This is a genomic window from Chitinophagales bacterium (assembly GCA_020635995.1).
GTDB lineage: Bacteria > Bacteroidota > Bacteroidia > Chitinophagales > UBA8649 > JAFMKE01.
The window spans coordinates 143,639-156,856 of sequence record JACJYS010000004.1; the positions used below are offsets into that span (position 1 = coordinate 143,639).

Consider the following 13,218-nt stretch of genomic DNA (forward strand, 5'->3'; position numbering starts at 1 on the left):
TTTATACTTTCAAAGTATCTATTTCGGTCTTAATCCTTATCTTTGAAACTCCAAACTTTAAACTATGAGACAAATACGATATAGAGATGCCCTACGAGAAGCTATGACAGAAGAAATGCGTAGAGATAAATTGGTTTTTTTAATGGGCGAAGAAGTAGCAGAATACAATGGTGCTTACAAAGTAAGCCAAGGAATGCTTGATGAATTTGGGCCCAAACGTATTATTGACACGCCAATTTCTGAATTAGGTTTTTCAGGAATAGCTGTCGGTGCCGCCATGAATGGCGTACGCCCTATTGTAGAATTTATGACATGGAATTTTGCAGTATTAGCATTTGACCAAATTGTAAACGGAGCAGCTAAAATACATAGTATGAGTGGCGGTCAGTTTCATTGCCCTGTTGTGTTTAGAGGAGCAAGCGGTAGTGCAGGTCAGTTAGGAGCTTCGCACTCACAAACTTTTGAAAGCTGGATGGCAAACGTGCCCGGTTTAAAAGTTATTTCTCCTTCAAATCCTTATGATGCTAAAGGTTTATTAAAATCCGCTATAAGAGATAACGACCCTATTTGCTTTATGGAATCTGAACTAATGTACAGCGATATGGGTGAAGTGCCGGAAGAAGAATACTTAATTCCCATAGGAAAAGCTGATATTAAAAGAGCAGGAACAGACGTAACGATTGTTTCTTTTAACAAAATGATGAAAGTAGCTTTAGAGGCTGCCGAAGCATTGGCAGAAGAAAGCATACAAGCGGAAGTTATAGATTTAAGAACTATTAGACCTTTAGACTACCCTACTATTGTACAATCTTTAAAGAAAACTAATAGATTGGTAATTATAGATGAAAGCTGGCCTTTTGGGAATATAGCTTCTGAAATTACTTACCAAGTACAAAAACACGCTTTTGACTATTTAGATGCTCCAATAAAACGCATAAGTGGAGCAGATGCTAATATGCACTATGCTCCCAACCTTGTAGATGCTTATTTACCTACGGTAAAAAGAGTAGTGCAAGCCGTTAAAGAAGCAATGTATGTTTAGCAATTTTTTATACAATAAGATATTCAGATAACAAATAATAAGTAATCAGATAACAGTTAACCAATGACCAAAAAAAGATGTGCTTGGGTAAGTTCAGATGACCTTTATATAAAATACCATGATGAAGAATGGGGCGTACCTGTTTATGATGACGATAAATTATTTGAGTTTTTAATTTTAGAAGGTTTTCAAGCAGGATTGAGTTGGATAACGATACTTAAAAAAAGAGAAAGTTTTAGATTAGCTTTTGACAATTTTGATTATAAGAAAATAGCAAAATATGATGCTAAAAAAATAACAGAGTTACTCAAGAATGAAGGCATAGTTAGAAATAAATTGAAAGTTAACGCTACCGTTACCAATGCAAAAGCTTTTATGGATATACAAAAAGAATTTGGCAGTTTCAGTAAATATATTTGGGGATTTGTGAATGGTAAACCTATTATAAACCATTATAAAAACATAAAAGAAGTACCTGCTAAAACAGAACTTTCCGATAAAATAAGTAAGGACTTAAAGAAAAGAGGTTTTAAATTTGTAGGTAGCACTATTATTTATGCCCACATGCAAGCCACAGGCATGGTAAACGACCATACTACAGATTGTTTTAGACATTAAACCTCAATATTTTATACAAATATTTTTAGGTTCCGTAAAAAAGCGTAAAGCTTCAAAACCTCCCTCACGCCCTACTCCACTGCTTTTTACTCCGCCAAATGGCGTACGTAAATCTCTTAGCAGCCATGTATTAACCCACACAATGCCTGCTTCTATTTTTTCTGCTACCCGATGGGCTTTTCTTAAATCTTCGGTAAAAATAGTGGCAGAAAGTCCGTATCTGTTATCATTGGCTAAAGCTATTACTTCTTCTTCTGTTTCAAATTTATTTAAAGTTACTACCGGTCCAAAAATTTCATCTTTATTGGTAGAGCATGCCAAAGGTAAATTTTCAATTACCGTAGGTTCTATATAAAAGCCATTTTTAAATGCCCCTTCTATAGTAATAGGTTTTCCTCCTGTAAGAATTTTGCCATCTTCTTCTTTAGCTATTGCTATGTGTTTCAATATTTTATCAAAATGTGGTTTAGAAACCACAGCTCCTATATTGGTATTTTCATCTGCCGGATTGCCTACTTTTAGTTGTTTTACCTTGGCTACAAACTTTTCCTTAAATTCATCATAAATATCTGCCTGAACATATATTCTTGAACCACACAAACATATTTGCCCTTGGTTACTAAAAGCGGCTTTTACAGAAGTATCAACAGCTTCCTCTATATTGGCATCATTAAATATAATATTAGGGTTTTTGCCTCCCAACTCTAAACTTAGTTTTTTAAACATAGGAGCTGCCGTTTTAGCTATATGTGCTCCTGTAGCGGTTCCTCCCGTGAAAGAAATGGCTTTAATTTCGGGGTGAGCTACTATTTCTTGCCCAATAGATTGCCCTGTGCCATGCAAAATATTTAAAACACCTTTGGGTAAGCCGGCTTTAATACATAATTCGGAAAAAAGATAAGCCGTTAAGGGCGTAACTTCGCTTGGTTTGGCTATCACACAGTTGCCCGATGCTAATGCCGGAGCTATTTTCCAAGTGAATAAATACAAGGGTAAATTCCATGGAGAAATACAGCCTACCACGCCTATCGGTCTGCGAAGTGTGTAGTTAATAGCCGTGTTTTCCATGTGGTGAGCTTCACTGGCAAAATGCTCTATTGCCGTAGCAAAAAAATGAATATTATCGTATGCTCTGGGTATATCTACAGCTTTTGCCAATTTTATCGGTTTCCCATTATCTAAAGATTCTGCTTGGGCTAAAAAATCTTCATTTTCTTTTATTAGTTGAGCTAATTTTATTAGTATTTCACTTCTGTATTTTATTCCGGCATTAGACCAAAAAGGAAAAGCTTCTTTAGCACTTTGTACGGCTTTTTCTAAATCTTTATGATTACTTAGCGGAATTTGGCTATAAACTTCTCCTATTGCTGGATTAACATTATCTATATATTGGTTATCTATTGGCTTTTGCAATTTGCCATTAATATAGTTTTGTAAATATTTAGGTATTTGCATAAAAGCAAAGTTAATAAAGATATTTTAATACCGATTAGGCTTAAACCTTCTCCAAAAATCGTCATTGTAGCGAATGCGGTAATCCCAATTTCCAAATTCCCTCATTTTCAAATCAGTTAAAAAACTATACAGTTTTAGCGTTCTTAGCGACTTTGCGAGAAAACACTAATCAATCAATAAGGCGTAGCTGAGATTGGACTATTATATATTCCTAATCGGTATAAAATATTTAATAAAATCAATAGGTTTTCAATGGGTTTAAACCCATTGAGGATAATTAATTAAAATACTATCTTCATTTATGAATATCTACTTAGTCTGCAATTTTAAGTTTAAAAACATATTGGCAGCTTGCCCGCCCAACATATTGTAATAGGTTTTGTTGTTTTCTGCATCGGCATATTTAGTATATGCCTTATCACCTATTTTAAAAACGGTTAAAAACAATAATTCTTCTCCGTCTTTTAAAAACATAATGTGCCCTATTTGATGTTGGCTTAATTGAGAAGGTGTTTTATCTTCAAGAAAATCTACAAATTTTACGGCACTTTGCTTATCTCCTAATGAAAAACTACCGCCACTTTCATACATAGTTGCTTCTATATTTGTGGTTTCTGTGGCTAATATTCCTCTTATTTCCGCAGGAAGTGTTTCATAAGTATTGGCTACCGTTTCTTGCTGTACTGCCTCCGCTGTTACCGTTGTTTCTGACTTAACATCATTTGATGAACTTTTGCAAGAAACTAATATACCTAAAACTAATATGCTTGTAATAAATCTTATCATCATACTATCGTGCTACTGAAACGGAACGCATTTCTCTTATCACGGTAACTTTTACTTGCCCCGGATATGTCATTTCGTCTTCTATTTTTTTAGAAATTTCAAAAGATAACTGTTCTGATTGTTTATCATCTACTTTGCTACTTTCTACTATTACACGCAATTCTCTACCTGCTTGTATAGCATAAGCTTTTTCTACACCTTCATAGCCAAGTGCTAAGCTTTCCAGCTCTTTTATACGTTGCAAGTAGCTTTCCATTATTTCTCTTCTTGCTCCAGGTCTTGCTCCCGATATTGCATCACAAGATTGAATAATTGGCGAAATAGCGTATTTCATTTCTATTTCATCGTGGTGGGCACCTACGGCATTGCATACCGCAGGATGTTCGCCATATTTCTCGCATAATTTCATACCTAACAGTGCGTGAGATAATTCGCTTTCCTCATCAGGCACTTTGCCTATATCGTGTAGTAATCCTGCTCTTTTGGCTAATTTTACATTTAAACCTAACTCGGCTGCCATTGTAGCACACAAATTGGCTGTTTCTCTGGAGTGTTGCAATAAATTTTGCCCATAAGAAGAACGGAAACGCATACGCCCCACATAACGAACCAACTCCGGATGCATGCCCGAAATTCCCATATCTATAATGGTACGTTCGCCTATTTCCATTAAGTGGTCATTTAATTGCTTGGTAGTTTTTTTAACCACTTCTTCTATTCTGGCAGGGTGTATTCTACCGTCTGTTGTTAATCTTTGTAATGATAAACGGGTTATTTCTCTTCTTATAGGGTCAAAACCCGAAATAACAATTGCTTCCGGTGTGTCATCTACTACTATTTCGCAACCTGTGGCGGCTTCTAATGCTCTAATGTTTCTACCTTCTCTACCTATTATCTGTCCTTTTTGGTCGTCAGATTGAAGATTAAAAACTGAAACGGTATTTTCAATAGCGTGCTCCGCAGCTGTACGCTGTATGGTTTGTATAACTATTTTTTTAGCTTCTTTATTAGCTTTAGCTTTTGCTTCGTCCATTATTTCTTTAATGTGAGAAAGTGCATCGGTTTCCGCTTCTTTTTTAAGCGTTTCTATCAGTTGCTCTTTAGCTTCTTTAGCCGATAAATTTGAAATAGATTCTAATTTCTTTACAAATTCTTCATGCTCTTTTTCTACTTGCTCTTTCTTTATATTCATCAATTCCATTTGATGAGATAAATCTTCATTTAAGCCTTCTAACTCTTTTTCTCGCCTTGAGTTTTCTTCCATTTTTTTGCTTAAAGATTTTTGCTGGTCTTTAAGCTGGTTTTCTCTGTGCTGTATTTTTTGGTTTCTTGTATTTGCTTCGCTATCAAACTCTTGCTTTTTCTGAATAAAAAATTCTTTAGCTTCTAAAATTTTACTTTGCTTAATACTTTCTTCTCGTGTTTTTGCTTTCTCTTCTACGTTTTTAGCTTTGTCTTCGGCTTTTTCTACCAAGCTTTGGGCATTGGCTTTAGCTTTTTCTAATAAAAGATTTGCTTCATTTTTAGCGGCATTATCTATTTCTTTGGCTTTGCTTCCTGTTAGTAATTTACCAATTACAAACCCTACCAGCAAACCAACTAAAACGCCAACAATTATTAATACTGGGTTCATGTTTGTTTTACTTTTTATTTATTATAAAATAGTAAGCAAAAACGATTATATTTTTAAAAGGAATTAAATAGATAATAAGGATTCTAATTCTTCTATTTGAGCATATAAACTGCTGTTTTCTGAATTAGTATTTTTTTTTGATTCTATATTTTGCACGGCATACATTAATGCACACATAGCTAAATAATCTTGTTTATCTTTTGCCGCATACACCTGCTGAAACTGCATTACCTTGTCATTTATGGCTTTGGCAGCTTTTCTAACCTCTTCTTCCTCTTCCTTTTTTATTTTTAAAGGATAAGGTCTGTCAGCTATTATTACATTTATGTTGATTACATCTTTGTTGTTATCACTCATATTTATTCATTAAGCAAGGCTATGCACTTATCAATTTCTTTTATATATTCGTTTAACTTACGTTTCAATTCTGTTTTTTTAAGCGGTTCTTCTTCTCCGCCTATACTTTTTGCTAATGTAAGCATTTGATTTTTCTCTTTCAACTCTTTTATCAAATTATTTTTTTCATCAGCATCTTTTAACAATGCTAAATTAGCGTTATTAAGTTGTTCTAACTCATTTTTTAGCTCAATGTTTTCATCAAGGAGTATCTTAACTTTGTCTATTATGACTAATAATTTGGACGAGTAGGCTTCCATTATTTTCTTATTGTAGCTTTAAATTCTTTTTCTATCAATACAATAGTTTGGTTAATAAATTTATCTATATCACTGTCTGTTAATGTTTTATTAGCATCTTGCAAAGTAAAACTTAAAGCATAAGATTTTTTATTTTTCCCTATTTTATTTTCGTCCCTAAATATATCAAATAATTCTATGCTTTTCAAAAAATTATTGTTTTGTTTATATATTTTTTGTTTTAAATCTTCAAATTTCAATTCTTCATCTACTATTATTGCCAAATCTCTATTAACTTGAGGAAATTTACTCAACTGGCTAAACTTAGTTTTTTTATTGTTTAACAATAAATGAATAGTTTCCCAATTTAAAACGGCAACATATACATTTTGTTTTAAGTCAAACTTATTTAATTCTGTAGTATTTACTTCTTTTAAAACAGCAATTTCTTTGCTATTGGTTGTATAATGTAATTCTTGATTTTCTTGGTTTATTGAAACATTTTGCAAGCCCAAATTATTAAATAAACTGTCCACCACTCCTTTTAACTGATAAATATTGGCATCTTTTGCTTTATTTATCCAATTTTCATTTAGTTCTTTCCCTGTTAAATATATAGCTAATTGCTCTTTTTGAGTTCTTTCGGGGCTGTAAACGTTGCCAAATTCAAAGAATTTTAAATTGCCACTTTTTCTATTCACATTGTGTCTAATAACATTTAGTGCTTCGGGAATTAAAGACGCACGCATGCTGTCTAACTCCTTTGTCATACTATTTTGAAGATGCACCAACGCCTCTCCTTCTTCATAATATTTAGATTGTGTAATAGAATTGGTCATTATTTCGGAATAACCCAAGCCATTTAAGGTATTTGCCACTTTTTCTTTTAAAATATTAATGTCTATTCCTTTGGTAAAAGAAAGCGTAGAATGTACCGTATTGGGCGTAGCTATATTGTTGTATCCATAAATTCGCATTATTTCTTCTACTACATCGGCTTCTCTATTTACATCTGCTCTGTATAAAGGAATACTAAGTGTTAAATTGCTGTCTTTTTCGTCAGTGATTTCAATATCTAAATCGGCAAGAATATTTTTAACTGTTTGAGGCTTAAAATTATGTCCCGATAATCTATTCAAATTATCTAAATTGAACAAAACTTTACTTTTTTCTATCTCTTTAGGATATTCATCAAAAATAGAGCTCGCAACTTTGGCATTGGCATATTTAACCAATAAATCTACAGCTCTTTGCAAGGCATATATTGTAATATTGGGGTCTGCTCCTTTTTCATATCGCTGGGCGGCATCTGTTCTTAAATCGTGGGCAGTAGATGTTTTTCTAATGGTTGTGCTATTAAAATACGCACTCTCTAAAAATATAGCTTTAGTTTGCTTAGAAACTCCCGAATGTAAGCCACCAAATACTCCGGCTATACACATCGCTTCTTTTGGGTTGCAAATCATTAAATCTTCTGCATTTAATGTTCGTTCTTTATCGTCTAAGCTTACAAATTTTTCATTTTCTTTAGCATTTCGTACTACTACTGTATTCTCTTTTACTGCCAATAAATCAAAAGCGTGCAAGGGCTGACCTAATTCTTTTAAAACGTAGTTTGTAATATCTACTACATTGTTTATTGGATTAACATCAACAGCTAATAATTTGTTTTTCAACCAATTAGGAGATTCATCTACAGTTATATTTTTTAAGACTATGCCACTATATCTCGGACATTTTTGAGTATTTTTTACTTCTATTTTAAAGTCTGTTGAAATATTATTAAAAGTAGTTTCTATTTTAGGCTGTTTTAATTTTCTATTGCCTCCGTCAGCAGCATTAAGTGCCGCCATTATATCTCTTGCCACTCCCACATGGCTCATAGCATCAGAGCGATTGGGCGTTAAACCTATTTCAAAAACTACATCATTTTCTATTTCGTACAGTTCTGCTAAAGGTGTGCCTACTTTTGTATTTTCGCTTAAAACCATTATGCCCTCATGGCTTGTGCCTAATCCTATTTCATCTTCGGCACATATCATTCCTAAAGACTCCTCTCCTCTTAGTTTTGCTCTTTTTATAGTAAAAGGCTCTCCCTCCGTTGGGTAAATTGTTGTTCCCACGGTGGCTACCACCACTTTTTGCCCTGCTTCTAAATTAGATGCGCCACAAACAATATTTAATATTTCGCCACTATTTACATCTACTTTAGCTACTGATAATCTATCGGCATTAGGGTGTTTTGCTTTTTCAAGAACTACGCCCACTACTAAACCTTTTAATCCTCCGGGAATGGTTTCTATATGGTTTACTTTTTCTACTTCTAAGCCTGTATTGGTTAATATTTCTGCTAAATCTTCAGCAGGCATATCTATATCAATATATTCTTTTAACCAATTGTACGAAATTTTCATTTTCTGTTTCTCTAAATTTTATTCTACAATATTTTTCATAATTGCCGTTTCTATATCATCATTACTTAAACGAACAAAAGCTACTAAGTGCATGTGATTAATGTCCCATATTTTATCGGGATCAAAATCTTCATTATCTAAATCTATTTCAAATTCTTTAATAATTACCGTGTTAGCCTCAATACTTGTAGGCAATGGCGAACCAATAATTGGTGTTATAGCCTTACGCAAAACAAACTCATGCACATAATTTTCTATTTCGGTGCTACCATCTAATTGTGTGGCTACTATTTCGCTTTCTGTTAAGAAAAATCCTAAGTTTTGATTGCTTGCAGCTCCACTATACGATAATGTAACTCTATATCTTATGGTTCTTTCACTTACATTGGCTTCAGAAATTTCTAAATTAATGTCTAAAACCGAATTTTCAGCTAAAACATTATCTACCGTGCTACTCCAATTGGCTAAAGAAGTTTGAAGGCGAGAACTACCAATAACTTTTCGGCTAATAAAAGCTGCCGGTTTTTGCCCTACAGGGCCTAAACTATTGGCTATTTCATTTGCTTCTGCCGTTCTTAAATCTTGTGTGTTAGAATACGGATAAGCTAAAAAATCGCTATGAACGGTAACGGGTACAAATCTATCTCCTTTATCTTGATAAATAGTGTGCGTAGCTTGGTTTCCTGCCGGGCAGTTAGAACATCTTACGCCCGAAAACTCTTCAAACAATACATTTTTATTAACCTGCTGAATTGGTGTAGTAGAAATATATAAAGTATCTACTAAAGTGTCTTGCTCTTCTTCAAAATTAATAAATGGTCCTTCTTCTTTACACCCATAAAGAATGGCAAATAGCGTTATTATTAAAAATACTTTTTTCATTTTACAATAATTTAAAAACTGGTGTTTAATCCAAATCTAAAACCGTTAAAAGCGGGTTCTAACCTACAAATACCTCCCGTACAAACTATACCTTGCACCTGACGAACGTAAGAAGCATAAAAACGGTGCGGGCCAAGCGTATATGAGCCATAAAAAGAAAAGAAATGCACGCCTGTATTTTTAACGAGCGTATTCTTTCCTGTGGCGGCATATTTGCTCACTACATTTTTGCCGTTTCCTGTTTTAACATTCCACATATCTGAAATAGAAAATGAGAATTTTGGAGAAATATTCAATTCTGCCAATACATAAAACCAATCGCCATCTCTTGTTTTTGGAGTAAACCAAAAATCTTGATTGCTGTCATATTCATCTTCGCTTAAAGTATATATTTCTTTAGTTGTATTATAAGTAAATGCTGGCGAAAATTGATATTGCAATTCTGTTCTTAATGATATTTTGGAGGTAAATTTATACGTTAACTCAGCAAAAGGTGTGTAAGTATAAACATAAGTTGGGTGGTCGCCTTCGTAAAACTCTTGATTGTAATTTACAATTTGAAAACCAGCCAAGCCTTTTAGCTTTTTTCCTGCTCGCCATTCAAAGTCAAAATATAACTCTTTGTATAACAGCGTATTATCAAAATTTCTTAATCCACTAAAATCTTTTCTAACATAAATCATGTCATTAACAAAATCGCCAAGAGTAACATCATTATTATGTATTTGACTATAATTAAGGTTAAAAGTTAAATGCTTGTTTATCTTTTTTGTCATATCAATAGAAAAACCTACTTCTTCCAGTTCTTGAGAAGGTGGTTGCAAACGGGCAGGCAATCTTAAAGAATTTTGTTTATTAACAGGCGGAATAAAATTAATAGCACCATTTAATATAGTTGCTTTGTCTTCCGGAGCTGTTCTAAACTGAAAATGGTCGGTTCTTTTAAACTGTGCCGTTATGCCAAAACCTTTTTTAGTATATGTCAAACTGGTGAAAACGGCATTTCCCGGCTTATCTTGGTAAGGCAAACCTACGCCTACATCTAAGGCTTCGTGGGTTTTATAAGCTCCTTCTAAATACCACGACCAATTTCCTGCATCTAACCTATTATATGCCGAAAAAACGTAAGTGTTGTACCGTGGCACAAATCTATCTTCTAAAGCGTAGCCGTTTATAGCATTAGCTATCTGTGTCATAGATTCTTTATCTAAAGTACGATTAACCACAGCTACACCCGGACTTAATCTTACTTTTTCGCCTATAGGAATATTGCCTTCTACATTTAAACCTTTAATTAGTTTTTTATACAAACCCATTCTGTTTTTTTGTACTCCGGCAAAAGCTTTAGCCATCCAATTTTTATTGAAATCATATTTTGCTTTCAGCCCAAAAATGGCATTATCTATACCTAAAAATCTATTTTCATAAGCTCTAAATGCTAAGCCACTTCCAAACTGGTCGTAAAAATGTCCGCCTGTTAATGTAAGTCCTTTTATTTCTTTTTCTATAAACCAACGTCCTACGCCTATGGCTGTATAAGCATCTTGATTGGGATTGTGAAATCGGGAATTTAAAAACATATCTAACCTAACGCCTGTCCTAAATCCCCAATCGTTATTAGTATAATTTAAAGATAACCAACCATCTACAGAAGATTTTAAGTTATCGTAATGATTAGTACCAGAAGCTCCTATTACCGAATCTTTTAAATAATAATCGTTTCTTAATTCTAAGTCTCCAGAAATATAACCTTGTGCATAAGAACTCATGGCAAGAGCAAAAGAAAAAACATTAAAGAGTAAAAATTTCTTCATTCAAATTGTTTAATAAACGGTAAAATTAAGATATTAGCACCGATATTAAAATTTACAAGTTAAAAATGTTGGCACAATGCTTGCTTTTTAGATACCAAACATCCTTACAAAATGAAAAAAACATTCTTACTTACCTTTATTCTTATCCTATTTTTAGGCGTAAATGCACAAGATAAATCAACTGTTAAAAAAGTTTTTACAGAAAAAGAAATACCTAATTTAACCTTAAAAGATATTTATGGGAAATCTATAAATGTGGCAGATTATGGCAAAAATGGTAAAATTACCGTTTTCAGTTTTTGGGCTACATGGTGTTCTCCATGCAAAAAAGAATTAAACAATATTTCTCAGCTATACGAATTTTGGGTTGATGATTATGACATGGAGCTTGTGGCAATATCGGTAGATGATGCCCGAAATACTTCTAAAGTAAAAACTTATGCTAATGGACAAGCGTGGGAATATGATGTTTTGTTAGACGATAATGAAGATTTAAAACGTTTAATGAACTTTCAAACCGTACCTTATACCGTTTTGGTTGACCAAAAAGGTAAAGTAGTTTATACGCATTCCGGCTACGTAGAGGGAGATGAATATATTTTAGAGGAAAAACTGAAAGCTTTAAATAATAAATAAAGCTCTACCCCACTTAATGGAAACTATTACAAGTAAATTTCAACAAATAAACTTTGACAGCCTATTAGAAACTGCAAAGCAGTTTTCTATTAAGCTAATTTTAGCTACTATTGTTTTAATTGTAGGCTTTTTAATTGTAAATCAATTAACAAGAATGCTTAATAAAATGATGGCAAAAAGAGATTTATCTAAAGAAATACGTCCTTTTTTGAGTTCCTTATTTAGTACTACGTTCAAAGTACTTATTTTACTTAGTGCAGTAAGTATTATTGGTGTAGAAACCAGCTCTTTTGTTGCCATTTTAGCAGCAGCGGGCTTTGCCGTGGGTATGGCATTGCAGGGTAGTTTAGGCAATTTTGCCGCAGGCGTATTAATTCTATTATTTAAACCCTACAAAGTAGATGACATCATAGAAATTTCAGACACAAAAGGTAGAGTAAAAGAAATTCAAATTTTTAATACCATTATACAAACACCTACAGACGAAATAGTAATAGTGCCCAACAGCATAGCTAATAGCGATAAAATAATAAACCACAGTACTATTAATCATGTGCGTGTAGATGTATTTGCTCACATACCTTACAATGAAGATTTTAGCAAAGTAGAACGCTTAATTTTAGAGGCAGTTAAAGACAATCCTTTTATTTATGAAAAACCTGCCACAAGCGTGGGTATTGAAGAATATGACTCGCACAGTATAAAATTTGGTGTGTTTGCTTACGGCAGGCCGGAAGATTATTATACTATTTACTACGAATTAACCCGACTGATTAAAACTGTTTTAGGCAAAAACAATATTAAAGTAGCTTACTCCGAAGGTGTAGAAATGGGCGATATAGCCACAGAGAGTAAGGAATGAAGTTTTTTGGGAAAGTTTTTTTCTATCTCGTTCGTCATACTGACGAGAGGAAGCCTGCCTGCGGTAGTTAGGCATCTATCTTTCTAATTTTATTTTCTCGCAAAGTCGCCAAGACGCAATAGCTATATAGCTGATTAGTTAAAAAACACTATCACGTCATACTGACGATAGGAAGTATCTCTCTTTTTATAGACGGATAGATTTATAGGCTTTTAGAGAATAGTAAGATAGTGTTATACTCGTGCCACGACTTGGAGTCGTGGCACGAGTGCTCTATTTTGCATTAAAAACAACAAAAAATACCACTTTTATTCAGCGTTTTTGGCTATGTAACTTCAAATTTAACACACAAACAACTATTTGATTATCAATTAGTTATTGTTTTTTTCTACTTTTAAATTTATTATTAGCACCTTTCTTTTGGTTTTAGCAGGCTACTTC

At 33.4% G+C, this 13,218-nt stretch carries 12 protein-coding genes; 4 read left to right on the plus strand and 8 right to left on the minus strand.

Features of this window, described 5'->3' with window-relative positions:
• Window positions 1-64: 64 nt before the first annotated feature.
• A complete protein-coding gene (locus H6578_07850) occupies window positions 65-1,042 on the plus strand; it encodes a pyruvate dehydrogenase complex E1 component subunit beta (GenBank protein MCB9227060.1) in 978 nt (325 codons plus the stop codon).
• Between the two features lie 63 nt (window positions 1,043-1,105).
• The gene (locus H6578_07855; protein ID MCB9227061.1) at window positions 1,106-1,660 is read left to right on the plus strand and encodes a DNA-3-methyladenine glycosylase I; all 555 of its coding nucleotides are present in this window, start codon (window positions 1,106-1,108) and stop codon (window positions 1,658-1,660) included.
• Between the two features lie 3 nt (window positions 1,661-1,663).
• On the opposite strand, the gene H6578_07860 is transcribed toward H6578_07855, so the two are convergent.
• The 8 genes from H6578_07860 to H6578_07895 all read right to left on the minus strand — a co-directional run bounded on the left by H6578_07860 (window position 1,664) and on the right by H6578_07895 (window position 11,279).
• Window positions 1,664-3,115, minus strand: coding sequence for an aldehyde dehydrogenase (locus tag H6578_07860; protein MCB9227062.1), 1,452 nt, complete (start codon window positions 3,113-3,115; stop codon window positions 1,664-1,666).
• A 309-nt stretch (window positions 3,116-3,424) separates the two neighbouring features.
• Entirely contained in the window at window positions 3,425-3,901 is a 477-nt protein-coding gene (locus tag H6578_07865; GenBank protein MCB9227063.1) for a hypothetical protein, read from the minus strand.
• A gap of 4 nt (window positions 3,902-3,905) precedes the next feature.
• A complete protein-coding gene (gene rny, locus H6578_07870) occupies window positions 3,906-5,534 on the minus strand; it encodes a ribonuclease Y (protein ID MCB9227064.1) in 1,629 nt (542 codons plus the stop codon).
• 63 nt (window positions 5,535-5,597) lie between these two features.
• Window positions 5,598-5,891, minus strand: coding sequence for a cell division protein ZapA (locus H6578_07875; protein MCB9227065.1), 294 nt, complete (start codon window positions 5,889-5,891; stop codon window positions 5,598-5,600).
• 2 nt (window positions 5,892-5,893) lie between these two features.
• Window positions 5,894-6,190 (minus strand): hypothetical protein, encoded by a 297-nt coding sequence (locus H6578_07880; GenBank protein ID MCB9227066.1) that lies wholly within the window; start codon window positions 6,188-6,190, stop codon window positions 5,894-5,896.
• Window positions 6,190-8,583, minus strand: coding sequence for a phenylalanine--tRNA ligase subunit beta (locus tag H6578_07885; GenBank protein MCB9227067.1), 2,394 nt, complete (start codon window positions 8,581-8,583; stop codon window positions 6,190-6,192). The genes H6578_07880 and H6578_07885 overlap by 1 nt, the downstream gene beginning before the upstream one ends.
• A gap of 18 nt (window positions 8,584-8,601) precedes the next feature.
• Window positions 8,602-9,465, minus strand: a complete 864-nt coding sequence (locus H6578_07890; GenBank protein ID MCB9227068.1) for an Omp28-related outer membrane protein — start codon at window positions 9,463-9,465, stop codon at window positions 8,602-8,604.
• An 11-nt stretch (window positions 9,466-9,476) separates the two neighbouring features.
• Window positions 9,477-11,279, minus strand: coding sequence for a hypothetical protein (locus tag H6578_07895; protein ID MCB9227069.1), 1,803 nt, complete (start codon window positions 11,277-11,279; stop codon window positions 9,477-9,479).
• A 111-nt stretch (window positions 11,280-11,390) separates the two neighbouring features.
• Between H6578_07895 and H6578_07900 the strand changes: the two genes are divergently transcribed.
• Window positions 11,391-11,915 (plus strand): TlpA family protein disulfide reductase, encoded by a 525-nt coding sequence (locus tag H6578_07900; GenBank protein ID MCB9227070.1) that lies wholly within the window; start codon window positions 11,391-11,393, stop codon window positions 11,913-11,915.
• A 16-nt stretch (window positions 11,916-11,931) separates the two neighbouring features.
• Window positions 11,932-12,777: a mechanosensitive ion channel gene (locus H6578_07905; protein ID MCB9227071.1), complete on the plus strand. Its 846-nt coding sequence runs from the start codon at window positions 11,932-11,934 to the stop codon at window positions 12,775-12,777.
• The last annotated feature ends 441 nt before the right edge of the window (window positions 12,778-13,218 follow it).

What these genes read in the sequence shown, in the direction of transcription:
- H6578_07895 (MCB9227069.1), bottom strand. Translation starts at nt 11,279, where the DNA reads ATGAAGAAATTTTTACTCTTTAATGTTTTTTCTTTTGCTCTTGCCATG.
- H6578_07885 (MCB9227067.1), bottom strand. Translation starts at nt 8,583, where the DNA reads ATGAAAATTTCGTACAATTGGTTAAAAGAATATATTGATATAGATATG.
- H6578_07860 (MCB9227062.1), bottom strand. Translation starts at nt 3,115, where the DNA reads ATGCAAATACCTAAATATTTACAAAACTATATTAATGGCAAATTGCAA.
- rny (MCB9227064.1), bottom strand. Translation starts at nt 5,534, where the DNA reads ATGAACCCAGTATTAATAATTGTTGGCGTTTTAGTTGGTTTGCTGGTA.
- H6578_07850 (MCB9227060.1), top strand. Translation starts at nt 65, where the DNA reads ATGAGACAAATACGATATAGAGATGCCCTACGAGAAGCTATGACAGAA.
- H6578_07905 (MCB9227071.1), top strand. Translation starts at nt 11,932, where the DNA reads ATGGAAACTATTACAAGTAAATTTCAACAAATAAACTTTGACAGCCTA.
- H6578_07865 (MCB9227063.1), bottom strand. Translation starts at nt 3,901, where the DNA reads ATGATAAGATTTATTACAAGCATATTAGTTTTAGGTATATTAGTTTCT.
- H6578_07890 (MCB9227068.1), bottom strand. Translation starts at nt 9,465, where the DNA reads ATGAAAAAAGTATTTTTAATAATAACGCTATTTGCCATTCTTTATGGG.
- H6578_07875 (MCB9227065.1), bottom strand. Translation starts at nt 5,891, where the DNA reads ATGAGTGATAACAACAAAGATGTAATCAACATAAATGTAATAATAGCT.
- H6578_07900 (MCB9227070.1), top strand. Translation starts at nt 11,391, where the DNA reads ATGAAAAAAACATTCTTACTTACCTTTATTCTTATCCTATTTTTAGGC.
- H6578_07855 (MCB9227061.1), top strand. Translation starts at nt 1,106, where the DNA reads ATGACCAAAAAAAGATGTGCTTGGGTAAGTTCAGATGACCTTTATATA.
- H6578_07880 (MCB9227066.1), bottom strand. Translation starts at nt 6,190, where the DNA reads ATGGAAGCCTACTCGTCCAAATTATTAGTCATAATAGACAAAGTTAAG.